Genomic DNA, 14,365 nt, shown 5'->3' with positions numbered 1-14,365 from the left:
AGGGCAAAGCCCCACCTTTTAAAAAGATCTGCGCCCAACCCAAAAAGCGCCCCTAAGAAAACTGATGGCAGCTTTCTTAGGGGCGTTTCTAACAAAGGACAAACCCTTTGCCTATTCAATGAAACATTTATTTCACTCGTAGAGCGAAGCTAGCAGTCGAAAAGCCTGATTGTGCTTCGGTGACTGTATAACCCGTGCTTGGCGCATGGATATAGCTTGTATTACTGGTAGCGATCGCTACGTGGTAGGTATTCCCTTTTTGACCCCAGAACAGCAAGTCGCCAGCTTGTGCTTGCGAGACAGGAATGATCGTCCCTGCGCTTTCTTGTGGGACTGTCCAATCACCGATGTTTTTGCCCGTCACTTTTAAGAAGACATAACGTGTAAACCCGGAACAGTCGAAGACATCTGGTCCTTTGCCTCCCCATTGATAAGGAGTGCCAATATGTTTTCTAGCTTCTGCAACGATCGCTGTTCCGTTCACGCTCATAGGAACATTGGTATTGCCTGCGTTGTTATTGTTGCCAGAAGTCGTTGCACTGACTTCCTTCACATACGCTGCAGATACCCAGCCACCCGTTGATAACTTATACCAAGTGGCATTGCCATTGACTGACGTACCTTGTTTTTGAGCGACTGCTTTGAAGGTAGCATTGCTGCCCAAACTGCTGACTACACTTGCAGAAGTCGATGCATTTGAGCGGACATTCATACCAGTGGTTGTTTGGAACGTTTTATTGATGGCTTGCTCACTCGCATTGTTTGAGCCGTTTGATGAACCAGTGTTGCTTGAACCTGTGTTTGAATTATTGTTATTACTTGTATTTCCAGAACTAGACGTGACGTCACGCACATATGCCGCTGTGATCCAGCCACCAGTCGATACTTTGTACCAAACATTGGTGCCGCCAACGGATGTGCCATTTTTCTGGGCAACGACCTTCACCGTCGTGCTGTTGCTTAGGCTGCCAACGACACTACCACTTGTTGAGGCACTCGAACGGACATTCAATGCCGCTGTTGTTTTCACGTTCTTGCTGATAGCCGTTTCTGCAGAAACACTTGTGTTGCCGCCAGAAGAACTATTTCCTGTCGAACTGCTGGAAACATCTTTGACATAGGCTGCCGTGATCCAACCGCCTGTGGACAATTTGTACCAAGTGGTCGTGCCATTCACCGACGTTCCACTCTTTTGTGCAACAACTTTCACCGTCGCATTGCTGCTTAGTCCACGTACGACACTAGAACTAGTCGTTGCATTTGAACGGACGTTCAATGCAGTGGTCGTTTTCACTGATTTCGAAATTGCTTTTTCCGATGAAGAAGACGACGACGAATTGGACGAGCCTGTATTGGCAGAAGAAGAGCCTGAAGTGCTTTTCACATAAGCCCCTGAGATCCAGCCGCCTGTTGATAGCTTATACCATGTTGTATTGCCATTCACTGAGGTACCCTTCTTTTGAGCCACCGCAGTGATTGTTGTATTTGCTCCTACACCACTTACGATAGAGGCACTTGTTAAAGCATTTGAACGAACATTCAGTGAAGCTGTTGTTTTAAATTGTCGATTGATCGCCGTTTCAGCTGACGATCTGGCAAGAGTAGCAGTTGTGTTGGTTGATGACGAAGCGTTTGTCGTTTCGGTCGCATGAGCAAGAGACGTAAAGACACCTGAAGTCGATGCTAACGCTGCTGTGATACCCAATCCTTTTTGTACGAAAAGGGACCGTTTTTGTTTCACTAAACGCTTACGTTTGATTTTCCGAGATTCCAATAAAACACCCCCTGTACCCCATTTTAACAAAAATTAATATTTTTTGATATTGTTTTCGTTTTGTATTTTTTTAATTTACGTTTAATAAAACGTGTCATTTATTTTCCTGCGTTATTCTTTTTGATCACTTTCTCTTTGGTGTTGCTCAATGGCACTCTATTTACAAAGATTTCTATAAACGACAGAAAAATGCTATTTCATTCAACGTTATTTTAATTCGCGAATAAAAACAGGATTTTTTTTGCAAACAAACCCACTTTTTGAAAAACAAGACTGTTATTTGAATAACATTTCTTTCCTGATCCCCTTTTTCAAAAATCGATACTAAAACCACCCATTTATCATTCCTTTTTTACACGAGGGATTCTGTGAAAAAATTGTTTCAAAAAGAACGCTGCTTTCACCTTTGTGATCGACGCTTAGATGAAATCCTGTTACATCGCTTCCAACCGCATGCGAATTTTTTAATAGAGAAGTCCCTCATCTCTGCCAAAAGAAATATTTTTACAATGTGTTTTACGAGAAAGATTATAACACCAAGGAGAAAACCAAGGATTTGCATAAGTTTGTGAAATCATGCTATACTTAAAAAAAGGAAGAGGTGACCGAGTATGAAAACAAAGACGAAAGAAAAAGTGTATGCTGAACGACAACATAACTATAAAACGAAAAAAGAAGAGATTTTCAAAAAAGCCCTAGATTCCGTACCGACCACAGACAAGAAAAAAGAAGAACAGAAAAAGAAAGCGTAGACTCCTGCGTTTTCTTTTTCTGTTGATTTATAAAAAAGACGAGACTTCACCGATTTTGGCGAATCTCGTCTTTTTCACAATTTTTTTTGTAAACACATGATGCTCCCTATAACTGCCATAAATCCTACTAGCTCCACCACTGTGAAGTGATCATGAAAAACAATGATCGATAAGAAAGCAGCCAGCAGTGGCTCAACTGCTGTTAAAACTGTTGCAAGTGTTGAGGATAAATAGCGTAAACTTGTTAAAAAAATCAAATACGCTAGTGCTGTTCCAAATAAAATGACCACCAGCAAATAAAGAATCACTTGAACGTTCAGTTGACTACCTATCTGCCACATTGGATGAACCACATTCCCCAAGCCTCCACCAATCAACATCCCCCAACCGACAACTGGTAAACTCCCATATTTTTGCAAGAGTTTACGCGGCTGTATAGAATAAAAAGCTAGTGATATCGCTGATGCTAACCCCCAGCCTAGCGCAGATTGGGAAGTCGCTAATTGCTCAATCTGTCCTTTTGATGCCACAGCCGTCACGCCAAGTAAGGTTACCAATAACCAGAAACATGTCTTTAAAGAGGGGAACTGCCTTTTGGCTATCGCAGCATAGAGTAAAACAAAGAAAGGTCCAGTATATTGAATAATCGTTGCAAACGAAGCATTGCTTTGCTCAATCGTTTTAAAGTAGGTAAATTGAACGAGAAACATGCCTAAGAAAGAAAACAAGAGCAGCTGAATGAAGTCCTTTTTCTCCCGAAATGGGGAAATCAATCGGGCGCGATCCTTTAACCCAATACTTAGCAACAAACACCCTGAAAGAACCAATCGTGTTGAAACGAGCCAATTTGCTGAAATACCATATTTTGTAAATAAAATTTGTCCAGCGATGCCAGAAACTGCCCACAAAGCTGCTGCTGAACAAGCATAAACAATCCCAACTGTTTTTTTCATAAAAACTCCTTTTGTCTTTCGCTTAACTTTGTTAGTATTATACCGAATCAGATAGTGAATTTTTGTCAATATCCTGATTGTTTTTAACACTATTAAGTAAAAAGGTGGTGCGGTATGTACTTTGAACGCACAGAAGAAAACGAAGAAACGACCAAACATACAACTACAAATCGCTCCTTTGCAATTTATCAACGTTGCTTGCAACAAAAGCGTGGCGACCAATTGCCTCTACATTGGCATGACGAGCTACAAATCGTATGGGTCGAAGAAGGTAGCTTCATGTATACGATTGACGACGAGCAAATTTTGCTAAATAAGAATGAGGCGATCATTATTAATAGCCGTGTACTCCATGGTGCTGTTTTAGCTTCAGAAAACGTCCGATATTGCTGCTTTGATTTTTCTTCAGGCTTTATTGCTGACCCTGTTTTTAAAGAAGCGATCGAACAATTAGTCCACGATCGCACCCGCAGCTATCGGCGCTTAACCTTAACCGCCCAACATCAAGCATTTGTTCAAACCGTGCGTCTGCCTCTGCTTATTGAACAACGATTTACTCTCTATGAATTGTTTTTAGCTGCCCTTTCACAGCTAATGGCTGCAAGGCCTGCTTCACCCAAGAAAGAAACTATCTACTTAATGCTGGCATTTGTCCATGAGCATTATCAAGAACCATTAACGGTTCCTGCGATCGCTAAAGCTGCTGCCATCAATACACGTACTTGTACCGCCCTTTTTCGGCAATACACGACATTGACCCCAATCAACTATCTGATTGATTATCGATTGTCTCAAGCCAAAAACCTATTGATCGAAACGGATGAGCCTGTCTCAACCATCTGCTACCACGTTGGCTTCAATCACTTGAGCTACTTCAGCAAAAGATTTCAGCGTAAATTTGGTTTAACGCCGCTGCAGTATCGCAAGACCTATCGCGAAGATGATAGAAATTAGCTGATCGGTACCAACAGAGTCTCTCATCTAGATAAATTTTGCTATATTCTATAAGCGTTTCAGTACTTTTTTCACTTTTACACTCATTGGTCCATAAGAATCTCCTTGAAATCCTTTTCTAAAAACCACACACCCAATATTTAGTAGGCGAAAACACGTTCCTACAATATATTGTGTATAAACCTGTTGAAACTGTGCATAACTAAAAAGCCTGCGATTTTTTTCGCAGACTTTTTTATTTATTGACAAGCTATTATTAATCTAGAGATAAATAATAGCTCACATTATCTGGTAGCGGTTTAAATCCATTCTTTTTGTAAAAATCCGCTGCTGGCATACTTTCTTCGGTATCTAACAGGATCGTTGGAATCTCTTTCTTGAGCAGATCCTCTTTGATCCTTTCTAAAAAAGTGGAACCCAAGCCTTTTCCTTGGTGCGTGCCAGTAATTAAAAAAGTATCGATCACATACTCTTTTCCTTGATACCAGGGCTTGATAAAGCCTAATGAAAGACCAATCAATTCATTCGATGCTCGGTCTGTTAGTCGATAACCAATAAAAGTATTCATTGCCATCATTGATGATACATAGTCGGTGATTTGCGGCACTGTCAATTGGTCATTCCATGGTTCTGCTGAAAATACGGAAATATAGTGGTCCACGACTTCTGCTAAATCCGCCGTGGTTAATTCACGCATGCTTACATTCTTTTCCATCCTATCTCCTGCTTCCATTTCTATTTCGGTAAGGGCCTATACTCGAGGAATCCACTAGTTTTTGTGCGTGTATCAATTATCGATTCGTTTGGCATAGCCATTGCCATAACTCGTATAACGACGCTTTTGGTTGACGGCCATTTTTTTATGAATCTCTGCTTCAAGATCGATGGAAAGGATTTCCGCTAACCCAAGAAGATAAATCGCCACATCCGCCAATTCTTCTCCTACCTCTTGTTGCTTCCGATACGCGTCAAAGGCTTCCCCTACTTCACCATATAAAGCCAAAAACTCTTTTTCAATATTTGTGACATTGAATTGGTGATCGATTTTGTTTTGATAAATCGCTTTTTGCATTTCTGAAATTTTCATAGTCGCTCCTTTTGGGATAGTATACCATTTAATTAAAGTTCAAAATAGAAACTTAGTAAAAAAATCACCTCAAAAAATAGTGACCCCCAAAACGTTAGAATTTTGTTCTAACTTTTGTAGGTCACTCTAGTATAGAATTCATCCTGTTTTGTTTATTCTGCCCGCTCCAATTCAGCAGATTTGATTGCAACCCGTTGAGCGATTTTTAAAAATGGAAAATAGATTGCTACACAAACGACGATGATGATCACTTGAACCAAAACAACTTTAAAATCCCCTTTTGATGCCAATAATGCACTAAGAATTGGTGGTGTCGTCCAAGGAACCATCACAGAAAGCGGCTCAATGAATCCTACTGCGGTAGCAAAGTAACCAATAAACGTCGCAACAATTGGACTTGCAACGAAGGGAATGATCATTGGTAAATTGAAGACGATCGGTAAACCAAAGATGATTGGCTCGTTGATATTAAAAATACCCGGAGCTAGGGATAGATTGACGACATCTCGAAAAGGTTGGTAATTGCGAACGAATAAGAGCACTGCAATGATCAAGCTGATCGTAAACCCAGTCCCACCTAGTTGAGCAAAAACCGTCACGAATGCTGAATTTAAGATATTGGGCGGCGCAGCGCCTTCTTGCACGGCTTGCATGTTTTCATTCATATTGACTAACAGCAATGGATCTAACAAGGTGCCATTGATGACGGTTTGGTGAATGCCTAAAGTAAACAGAAAATTGCCCGTTGAATAGATGATCAAGAACCCAAAAATCGATGTGTTCAATAAACGCAGGGGTTCTTGGATCACTGTTGAAATGATTTGAATCAGGTCGGTATCAAAGGTTGCTAGCACGGTCGCAACTACGGCAAAGAAGGAAATCACCAAAATAGCAGGGATCAACGTGCTGAAGGATTTGCTGACGGCAGGAGGAACTTGATCCCCTAAATTGATTTTTAAGTGCTTGTTTTCTGACAGTCGAATAAATAATTCCGTGGCAACTAACCCACAAATGATTCCAGAAAACATCCCTTTGGTCCCGACATCGTCAAATAGCATCACACCACTGATGGTCACTTCTGCTTGAGCGCCTTCTGGCATCACGGCATGAGCCATCGCCAACATGACCACTAAGCAAGTCGTTGCCACAAAGGTTGCATTGATGGCGCTCGGATTGTTTTTGTTGCGGCAAAGAAAATAAGCGATCATCGGGGCGATCAGCAGACCGGCGATATTCAATGTTCCATTGGTGATGGAATTGCCAAACACTTGCATTCGCGCCAAGGTAGCCCCTTCTAAAAACCATGGAAAGAAGACATTATTAAACAACACAGCGATCCCTGCGATAATAAAGGCAGGCATTAAGGTCGCAAACGCATCACGAAGACTTTTGAGATGAACCTGATTGCCGAGACGGACCGAAAACTCTGTAAATTTATCTAAAAACGTGCGCTTTTCTGCTGCCATTTTTGTTCCTCCTATTCTGTATATGGGTTTGTATAGATCGTACTACCATTCGTTTTGATCATTTCTTTGAACCATTCATACGATTTTTTCGGTACACGTTTCATATCTCGCAACTCATGATTGCCACGATTGACATACACGAGTCCGTATCGTTTCTCCATATCACCTTGCGAGCTCAAAATGTCGATCAGCCCCCAACCAAGATACCCAAGACAGACCACTCCATCTTCCACCATCGCTTCAAACATCGCTCGAATATGCTCTTGATGGTAGGCAATGCGGTAATCATCTTGAATCGGTTCTTTGCCATTCCAATGCTCTCTGACACCAATCCCATTTTCAATCGGAAACACTGGCAACCGGTACCGCTGATAGACTTTATTTAAGACATCACGGAAGCCGAGCGGATCAATTTGCCAATTCCATTCCGTCGTTTCAATATACGGATTGTCTTGTTTTCCAAAAGTCATGTACCGATTCGGCGGCGTTCCATCAGGAATTTTTTCAGCATTCAAGGTAGAAGAAGCATAATAGCTAAAGGCAATGTAATCATTTTTCTGCGTTGCGATCGCTTCTAATTCCCCAGGTAAAATATTCATATTGAGTTGATGATTTTTCACGTATCGGTCTTGTGCTGCCGAATACTTGCCGTGCGCATAGCAATCTAATAAAGTAAAGTTCGCAAATTCATCAAACTCTCTTGCTGCTTTGATGTCTTGTGGACGACAAGACGCTGGATACGCCTCAGAATACGCCAGCATGCCGCCGATCTTCGCATTTGTTGTTTCATGAAGATAATTACAGAGTTCTGCATGGCAAACCATGACATTGTGGAAAATCTGATACAATTCTTCTGTCGTTTCTTCCCCTTCTAAATAACCGCTGATCTTAAAACCATGGTCTTGGTAGAAAAGATTTTGTTCGTTAAAGGTTAACCAATAATGGACTTTATCCGCAAAACGATCTACCATTTCTTTTCCAAAACGAATGAATGCGTCCTTCACTTCTTTGCTGATGAACCCGTTATAGGTTTTCGCCAGATGCAGAGGCATATCAAAATGGTACAAACAAATCATAGGCTCGATCCCTCGAGCTAACAGATCATCAATAAAACGATCGTAATAGGCGATCCCTTCTTCATTAAAGGCACCATCTCCATCGTGAACGACCCTTGACCAAGAAATTTGGAAACGATACATGTTCATCCCCAAATCTTGCATATAATCAAAGTCTTCTGTATACGCATGATAGTTATCATTTGCTACATGCCAATCGCTAGCCTGTTCCGATGCTTCCCGTATATCATAAACGGATAAGCTTTTACCGCCTTCATTCCAACCACCTTCTGTCTGCATACTGCTGACACTGTTTCCCCAGTAAAATTTTTTCATATTGATTCCTCCATCATTTGTATTCGCTTACAAAACCTATTATAATTAGGCGAAACAGGCATGTAAATTTTTCAAAAACACATGTAAAGCTTTTTCTATACATGTGAATTTCAGCGGATTCTTTAGTGATATACCTTGTTTTTATCCCCTTCAAACAAAACTCAAGTCCATGAATTTCTTTACATAAGGAGTGATGACTATGACAAAATACAAAGAGATCGTTGATCAGTTGCGGACGGATATTTATGAAGGAGTTTTTCCAGCTTTATCAAAACTACCGGAACAAACGGCGTTAGCCAAACGATTTCAAACCTCGCGAATGACGATCCAAAAAGCGCTAAATCAATTGAAGCAAGAAGGCCTGATTTCTACCAAAAGAGGTCATGGCACCTATGTCAATTCAGCGACCTACCAAGGACAGATCAATGAGTATATCGGTTTAGTCAACCGATATGGCGGACGGCATAAAGTGCAAAGTAAAATCATTAGTTTCAATGTACGTTTTCCAGAAGCCAACGAAATGGATTACTTGTCTTTGCGAGAAAACGAACCTGTTTATGATATCGTACGACTGCGCTATGTTGATAACGAACCCTTTGAATTGGAGTACACGATCATGCCCATCAAAACCATTCCCGATATTGATATGGCGATCCTTGAACACTCGATCTATCGATACATCACTGATTCCTTACATCTCAAAATAGGTCCCGCCATACGTAAAATCCGTGCCGACAAAGCGGATTCCTATGATATCAAATATTTAGAAGTCGATCCCAATGATCCGATCTTAGAATTAGAACAAGTTGCTCGTCTCTCCGACGGACGACCTTTCGAATTTTCGCAAACTCGTTATCCATACCAAAATCGTGAGATTTACTATCTTTCTGAACCTTAAAGGCAAAAAAACAAGTCTGAAGAAAACTCAGACTTGTTTTTTATTATCCAGGGAAGGTGTATTCGTTAAGATTCTTCGGTTTTTTTCGCCGTTCGCTCTGGACTGACCCAAACGCCGCTGCCGTAGCCAAGGATGGTCTTGACGGCTGGAATAAAGGTAGTGACGATCGTTATGGCATTGATCATCCAGTAAAACAGCATGTAAAAAGGGGCAAAACGGAAATACTTCAGCTTGCTGCGGTTATCATCCGCCAAGAGGCTGGTAAATAGCTGCATGACCCCCGCAATCATCTCGAAACAAACGAAGAGAAAGGCCATCGTAAACATATGATAGATCCGTTCGTAATTCCCAGTTGCACCATAATAGATCAGATAGAAGACAAACAAGGCAGATGAAAGCCAGAAAAAGAATGACCAGATGATACTTAATGTTTGATCGACAAACATAGCGGTTCGACCAATGTTTTCAAAAGGATGCAAAAAGACCTTTTTAAAGTTGGTCAGCCATACTTCTGTACCGCCCTTCGCCCAGCGTTTCCGTTGTCGGTAGAGCATCTTGAGTGTTTCTGGCACCTCCATGAAAAACATCACTCGTGAAGCAAATAAAGACAGCCAACCTCGGAATTGGTGGTCCCAGGCAATACTGATGTCTTCTGTTGCTCGATTTTGTCGAAACAGACCCACGTCCATCAATGCCGCGCGTCGATACATCGTATTGGCACCGCTATAGGCATAGATGACGCCGAAAACGGCTTGCTGGGTCCGTTTGATAATTCCTACGATACTTGAAAACTCAACGGTTTGTGATTTCCCTACGATCGTTGTGCGATTTTGAACGTCCATATTCGCCGTAATGGCAGAGATATTGATGGAATCTTGGCGGATGAAATAATTGACATATTTCCATAACGCATCAGGTTCAGGAACCGTATCTGCGTCGTTGCTCAAGATCAATTCCCCTTTGGCAAACCCTACCCCAATATTAAAGGCATGGGCCTTTCCTTGGTTTTTTTCGATGCGCAACACTCTTAGATTTGGGTACTGTTCCATCAATCGGTCTAGTATCACAGGGTTTGATCCGTTGAGCCATCATCAGTCACCAACACCTCATAATTGCTGTAGTTCAGATTGTTCATTAAATAATGAATCGTGTCTTCAATAACGATTTCTTCATTGTGAGCTGGTACCATAATCGTGATCATCGGCTCGATCTCTGCGGAGATCGGTATCCACTCTAATTGTCGATAACGGAACAAAAAACGATTGCAGATCACCCCGATGAACCAAGCAAAGCCACCTAAAATCGGATACGTGAACAGAATCATTAAAACGACTGTTAAAAATGTGTCCAACCACGGGAACCCAGTATCAAAATTGACAACCATCAGCCCACCCCATTTCTACGGAAAAGTTCTTGGATCTCTCTTTCTCCGATGTTTTGCTCCGGTGCAACCGCGTAGTATTTTGCCCCGTGGCGTTCTTCTTTCGTCCCGAAGCGTTCTTCGTAAAATGCTTCTAGCAACTCTTTGCGTTTTTCCAAGGCAGCTTCATCATGCATCGATTGCTTTTGCAGCAATCGTTTGAAGCGGCGGTTGTTCCTCAAAGTTAATAAAGTAAACGTAAGAACTAAAATCAAAAAAGAAATGCCTAAAAATAACGCTAGAAATTCGAAAGTGACTGCTTCTTCTAAATAGGTCCGAAAGGCGATCCGATCCGCCAGATTCGGCAGCGTCAACGGAATGGCCAGCCAGACAAAGGGAACCAAGACCATCAGCCAAGCAAGAATCGTCAAAATCGTTTGGCGGGTCTTTAAAGCGGAACGACCTTTTTGAAAATACGCATCGGTGACCAACCGTTCTTTGACTTCTTCCCGTGTCACTCGTTGTTTCATTTTACTCACTCCTTAAAATTTTTTTTATTTGCTGTGAAGAAAAAGAAGCAACAAAAGCAAGTCGTCTGGACCTGCTTCGTTCTTCTTCTGTTTGTCTCACTTAGATTTCTTGCCAACTTTCAACGCATTGAACAGCGTGTGAAATTGGCCTTTAAAGGACATCACTTGCTCAAACACATCTTCCCCATCATTCAGCATCTTGACCGTCACCCAGCCTAATGCTTCGGTGATACCACTAGCCACACTGGCATTGATTGCAGCTCCAGCAACGGTGCCGACTGCTGGGACAAATTTCAAGATATTGCCAACGGCACTGCGACCAAAACTCACAACGACTAGCTCTTTCGAAATACTTTTCGCTAACCCTTCACGCCATGTTCGCCCAAAAATACGATACAAACGGGCCATCATTGTCATCTGAACTGGCACAAGTAACACTGCATCTGAAAAGGGAATCGGTGAACAGCCGATGATCCCCGCCGTCAAAGAAGCCGCATGGATCGTGCGGTGGGCTTTTTTCCGTGTTTCATCATCTACGCCAACCAAAAACTCCTCAAACACCTGATCAAATTGATCCTTGCTTTTCGCTAACACTTTTTCCGCCTGGGCTTTTGATCCGTCATAGCCTTTCATCACCAGGGCAGCCGATTTTTTCGGCATTCGCTTCATGACATCCGCAAAAAAAGAAGTAAACTCCGCTTCTTCTTGCAACTCTTCTCCCATTTGACTTTGCTCGACTTGAACGGACTGTTCCGTTAATAATTCATTTTCGTTTTGCTTCTTTTTGCGTTTTATCCATGGTTTTTTCAAAGAAATGTCTCCTTCTTTCGACTCGTTGTTCATTTAAAAATCAAAGTGAGCCATGATTTTGTTCCTCTTTCTATTTTAGCTCAGGTTTTTCAAGATAGCGAAAATGTAGCTTGAGAGAGCTTACACTTGCTGAAAAATGCAAATTTGCATTTTTAGATTATTTATTTATATTATCGTTTTTTTATGCTATGATACACAAAAGGAGTGGATCGAATGAAAAAGAAATTGAATTGGAAAGTCCTTTTTTATCTAGGCTTATTGACTTACTTTCTTTTAAGCGGGATCTTCGCATTCTTTGGCGTCGAAATACCGTTTCTTTATAAACGTTGATCTTCACGTTTTCTCAGAACCATATCATTCAACCCTTTGCTCTATGTTAAGATAATCCATCATTCTATCCCCCATTCAATCTAATCAGAAAAGGTGATTTTCTTGTCCATTTTATTTGATCTATTGCAGCTGCTTGCCGTTATCTGTATCGCGTATTTATTGTTCACAAAAAACCATTTCCTCAAACAATTAACTGCTGTTCAGAAAATGGTCTTTGTCGTTTTATGTATTTCGGTGATACTGCCGGCTCTCTACGAATTTATTACTGGTTTTGCGCAGGGATTTTGGGAACGGTTGTAATTGACGTTCCTTAGAAAACACGCTGCCTTTACAAGACAAATAGATAGCTTATATCTACCAATCCTTTCTCCTTTTATTCAAGCAATGAACCAATTCTTTGGTGCTTAGAATACTAAGAAGAAAGGTTTTTTGTCTTTTTCTGTGTTGAAGTATTTTTAGATCGCACAAAAAAAGAACCCCTCAAAAGAGGAGTTCTCAAGGCTTGCTTACATCATGCCGCCCATCTAAGATTGTCTGCCGCACTCATTTCTACCAGTATAGAAATGCCTATATAATAGCCTTTTGATCAATTTAAATTATAAAAATAAATCAACTAGTTCGAACTAATAAAGTTATTTTGCCCCTTTTTTGCCCCTTATTCTTTATTTAATCCCTTTACAAAACGAACAAACGTTCGTATACTGAAGAAGAAATAAACAAAAGGAGTGGTCAAATTGAAATATAATGATTTTAAAAACCTTTTGGAAAACCGTCTATCTGGTTACGAAGTATTTATGCAAAAAGCCGAGGAATTCCAAATTGCTAAGAATAAATTGCGTTCCGGAAAGGCTAAGTGGAACGATAAAAAAGTTAACAAAGCAATTAACGGTATGTGGGATCAAGCTGCACAAAATATCTATCAGACTGTTAAAAATATGGATAAGATTCCAAACAGTCGATCCTTAGACCCTTACAATGATTGGCTTAAATTTATGGAAAGTAGAAATCTATTTGAAGTACTGTCAGATTCTCTTGCTGATGTCGAAATGGAATAGGAGCGATTGATATGCAAATACCGTTAGCGCATCAAAGAACCTATGCACTCGAAAGATATTACTACGAGTTTATCGAAAGAATAGGTCCCGCCCACTTACTTTACGATCAGTTTGTTCGGACGATGGAAAACACCGGCAAACCTTTTTTTACCGTCCCTTCGAGCTATTCAAAATATTCTGAGGTGCTAGCTTTTGTTTTTAAAAAAGACGGAGAAAACTATCTATTTGATCATGTCAGAACACAAGATGAGATACTTAGGAAGTACGATCCTAATGAAAAATATAGACCTGGCGGTAACTGATATGAATCTTATTACTCAATACGAGCAGGGATACCTCTCTCTCTCTGAGTTTATAAATGAATTTCCCGACTCGGTTTCCGAATCACAAGAATGCTTATTCGGTTCAAAATGTGTCGAGTTTTATGTTGCGGTCACACTAGGTAAAACGGATTGTCGCTATTATGTACAAGCTTACGGAGGCGATCGTTATGAAAACGATGAAAGGTTATGTATCGAAGATACGTGTGTTGAAGGTGAGCAAGACCCCTTTGGTGCGGTTTTCGCTTAACGAAGTTAACTGCTTGATTGCTGCACACAATTTGATTTTCTTAGGCGATGTGGATGAGGGAATGCAAATTGTGGTTGCTGTTGAGTATAATAGTAGAAATCAATTCATAGTCCGGAAGTATTTGGTGATTGGTAAGACGAAGATTATGATTGAATTTGAAAATATCAATGTTTGATAAGCGTATTACTTTTCCTATTCAGTAAATTACTATATGATGATTGTTATGATGACGGAACATAGTTTCACTTGCACGGCATATGAGAATATGCTGTGCTTTTTTTACAAAAAATAACCACTCCCGGGTAGGAGTGGCTCAATTAGATAAAAAAGTTTTTTTATATGGTAAATTAATTATATGAGCAATCTAAAATTTATTCAAACCTTTTGCTCAAAAATAACCCACCCTCAAGGAGAGTGGGCCTGAAAAAAGATATA

15 protein-coding genes and 1 pseudogene are annotated in these 14,365 nt (G+C 40.7%); 7 read left to right on the top strand and 9 right to left on the bottom strand.

Annotation, left to right across the window (positions count from 1 at the left end; genetic code table 11):
* Nucleotides 1-127: 127 nt before the first annotated feature.
* Nucleotides 128-1,774 carry an SH3 domain-containing protein gene (locus IGK14_RS03590; RefSeq protein ID WP_438711598.1) on the bottom strand — a complete coding sequence of 549 codons (1,647 nt, stop codon included), beginning with the start codon at nucleotides 1,772-1,774 and terminating at the stop codon, nucleotides 128-130.
* Nucleotides 1,775-2,385: 611 nt separating this feature from the next.
* On the opposite strand from IGK14_RS03590, the gene IGK14_RS03585 reads away from it, so the two are divergent.
* On the top strand, nucleotides 2,386-2,526 hold the full coding sequence (locus IGK14_RS03585) for a hypothetical protein (protein WP_005237363.1): 141 nt from the start codon (nucleotides 2,386-2,388) through the stop codon (nucleotides 2,524-2,526).
* A 74-nt stretch (nucleotides 2,527-2,600) separates the two neighbouring features.
* On the opposite strand, the gene IGK14_RS03580 is transcribed toward IGK14_RS03585, so the two are convergent.
* The gene (locus IGK14_RS03580) at nucleotides 2,601-3,479 is read right to left on the bottom strand and encodes a DMT family transporter (protein ID WP_081117214.1); all 879 of its coding nucleotides are present in this window, start codon (nucleotides 3,477-3,479) and stop codon (nucleotides 2,601-2,603) included.
* A gap of 114 nt (nucleotides 3,480-3,593) precedes the next feature.
* On the opposite strand from IGK14_RS03580, the gene IGK14_RS03575 reads away from it, so the two are divergent.
* On the top strand, nucleotides 3,594-4,433 hold the full coding sequence (locus tag IGK14_RS03575; RefSeq protein ID WP_081117215.1) for an AraC family transcriptional regulator: 840 nt from the start codon (nucleotides 3,594-3,596) through the stop codon (nucleotides 4,431-4,433).
* A gap of 256 nt (nucleotides 4,434-4,689) precedes the next feature.
* Here IGK14_RS03575 and IGK14_RS03570 read toward each other — a convergent pair whose 3' ends face one another.
* The 4 genes from IGK14_RS03570 to IGK14_RS03555 form a co-directional block, all read right to left on the bottom strand.
* Entirely contained in the window at nucleotides 4,690-5,148 is a 459-nt protein-coding gene (locus IGK14_RS03570; RefSeq protein ID WP_081117216.1) for a GNAT family N-acetyltransferase, read from the bottom strand.
* 72 nt (nucleotides 5,149-5,220) lie between these two features.
* Nucleotides 5,221-5,520 (bottom strand): MazG-like family protein, encoded by a 300-nt coding sequence (locus IGK14_RS03565; RefSeq protein ID WP_081117217.1) that lies wholly within the window; start codon nucleotides 5,518-5,520, stop codon nucleotides 5,221-5,223.
* A gap of 152 nt (nucleotides 5,521-5,672) precedes the next feature.
* The gene (locus tag IGK14_RS03560) at nucleotides 5,673-6,986 is read right to left on the bottom strand and encodes a PTS sugar transporter subunit IIC (protein ID WP_438711594.1); all 1,314 of its coding nucleotides are present in this window, start codon (nucleotides 6,984-6,986) and stop codon (nucleotides 5,673-5,675) included.
* Between the two features lie 11 nt (nucleotides 6,987-6,997).
* Entirely contained in the window at nucleotides 6,998-8,377 is a 1,380-nt protein-coding gene (locus tag IGK14_RS03555) for a glycoside hydrolase family 1 protein (protein ID WP_154694189.1), read from the bottom strand.
* 199 nt (nucleotides 8,378-8,576) lie between these two features.
* On the opposite strand from IGK14_RS03555, the gene IGK14_RS03550 reads away from it, so the two are divergent.
* Nucleotides 8,577-9,275, top strand: coding sequence for a GntR family transcriptional regulator (locus IGK14_RS03550; protein ID WP_034858220.1), 699 nt, complete (start codon nucleotides 8,577-8,579; stop codon nucleotides 9,273-9,275).
* Between the two features lie 65 nt (nucleotides 9,276-9,340).
* On the opposite strand, the pseudogene IGK14_RS03545 reads toward IGK14_RS03550, so the two are convergent.
* The 3 genes and pseudogenes from IGK14_RS03545 to IGK14_RS03535 form a co-directional block, all read right to left on the bottom strand.
* Nucleotides 9,341-10,659, bottom strand: a pseudogene (locus IGK14_RS03545) (glycosyltransferase family 2 protein).
* Nucleotides 10,659-11,165, bottom strand: coding sequence for a hypothetical protein (locus tag IGK14_RS03540; RefSeq protein ID WP_060792899.1), 507 nt, complete (start codon nucleotides 11,163-11,165; stop codon nucleotides 10,659-10,661). Before IGK14_RS03540 ends, IGK14_RS03545 begins: the two are co-directional and overlap by 1 nt.
* Nucleotides 11,166-11,261: 96 nt before the next feature.
* Nucleotides 11,262-12,008, bottom strand: a complete 747-nt coding sequence (locus IGK14_RS03535; RefSeq protein ID WP_154694188.1) for a YcjF family protein — start codon at nucleotides 12,006-12,008, stop codon at nucleotides 11,262-11,264.
* A 399-nt stretch (nucleotides 12,009-12,407) separates the two neighbouring features.
* Here IGK14_RS03535 and IGK14_RS03530 point away from each other — a divergent pair, with 399 nt between their 5' ends.
* The 4 genes from IGK14_RS03530 to IGK14_RS03515 all read left to right on the top strand — a co-directional run bounded on the left by IGK14_RS03530 (nucleotide 12,408) and on the right by IGK14_RS03515 (nucleotide 14,105).
* Nucleotides 12,408-12,605, top strand: coding sequence for a hypothetical protein (locus IGK14_RS03530; protein WP_016610551.1), 198 nt, complete (start codon nucleotides 12,408-12,410; stop codon nucleotides 12,603-12,605).
* Nucleotides 12,606-13,030: 425 nt separating this feature from the next.
* Entirely contained in the window at nucleotides 13,031-13,360 is a 330-nt protein-coding gene (locus tag IGK14_RS03525; protein ID WP_128489035.1) for a hypothetical protein, read from the top strand.
* 11 nt (nucleotides 13,361-13,371) lie between these two features.
* Nucleotides 13,372-13,662 carry a DUF5960 family protein gene (locus tag IGK14_RS03520; protein ID WP_154694187.1) on the top strand — a complete coding sequence of 97 codons (291 nt, stop codon included), beginning with the start codon at nucleotides 13,372-13,374 and terminating at the stop codon, nucleotides 13,660-13,662.
* A gap of 188 nt (nucleotides 13,663-13,850) precedes the next feature.
* On the top strand, nucleotides 13,851-14,105 hold the full coding sequence (locus IGK14_RS03515) for a hypothetical protein (RefSeq protein ID WP_194186232.1): 255 nt from the start codon (nucleotides 13,851-13,853) through the stop codon (nucleotides 14,103-14,105).
* Nucleotides 14,106-14,365 lie beyond the last annotated feature (260 nt).

This window comes from Enterococcus sp. DIV0970a (assembly GCF_051711265.1).
Taxonomy (GTDB): Bacteria; Bacillota; Bacilli; order Lactobacillales; family Enterococcaceae; genus Enterococcus_D; species Enterococcus_D casseliflavus.
Note: the sequence above shows the minus strand (reverse complement) of the source record. Positions and strands in the feature narration are given on the sequence as shown.

Excerpts from the sequence above, each read along its gene's own strand:
- IGK14_RS03585 (WP_005237363.1), top strand. The coding sequence starts at position 2,386 with ATGAAAACAAAGACGAAAGAAAAAGTGTATGCTGAACGACAACATAAC.
- IGK14_RS03580 (WP_081117214.1), bottom strand. The coding sequence starts at position 3,479 with ATGAAAAAAACAGTTGGGATTGTTTATGCTTGTTCAGCAGCAGCTTTG.
- IGK14_RS03575 (WP_081117215.1), top strand. The coding sequence starts at position 3,594 with ATGTACTTTGAACGCACAGAAGAAAACGAAGAAACGACCAAACATACA.
- IGK14_RS03570 (WP_081117216.1), bottom strand. The coding sequence starts at position 5,148 with ATGGAAAAGAATGTAAGCATGCGTGAATTAACCACGGCGGATTTAGCA.
- IGK14_RS03565 (WP_081117217.1), bottom strand. The coding sequence starts at position 5,520 with ATGAAAATTTCAGAAATGCAAAAAGCGATTTATCAAAACAAAATCGAT.
- IGK14_RS03560 (WP_438711594.1), bottom strand. The coding sequence starts at position 6,986 with ATGGCAGCAGAAAAGCGCACGTTTTTAGATAAATTTACAGAGTTTTCG.
- IGK14_RS03555 (WP_154694189.1), bottom strand. The coding sequence starts at position 8,377 with ATGAAAAAATTTTACTGGGGAAACAGTGTCAGCAGTATGCAGACAGAA.
- IGK14_RS03550 (WP_034858220.1), top strand. The coding sequence starts at position 8,577 with ATGACAAAATACAAAGAGATCGTTGATCAGTTGCGGACGGATATTTAT.
- IGK14_RS03540 (WP_060792899.1), bottom strand. The coding sequence starts at position 11,165 with ATGAAACAACGAGTGACACGGGAAGAAGTCAAAGAACGGTTGGTCACC.
- IGK14_RS03535 (WP_154694188.1), bottom strand. The coding sequence starts at position 12,008 with ATGAACAACGAGTCGAAAGAAGGAGACATTTCTTTGAAAAAACCATGG.
- IGK14_RS03520 (WP_154694187.1), top strand. The coding sequence starts at position 13,372 with ATGCAAATACCGTTAGCGCATCAAAGAACCTATGCACTCGAAAGATAT.
- IGK14_RS03515 (WP_194186232.1), top strand. The coding sequence starts at position 13,851 with ATGAAAACGATGAAAGGTTATGTATCGAAGATACGTGTGTTGAAGGTG.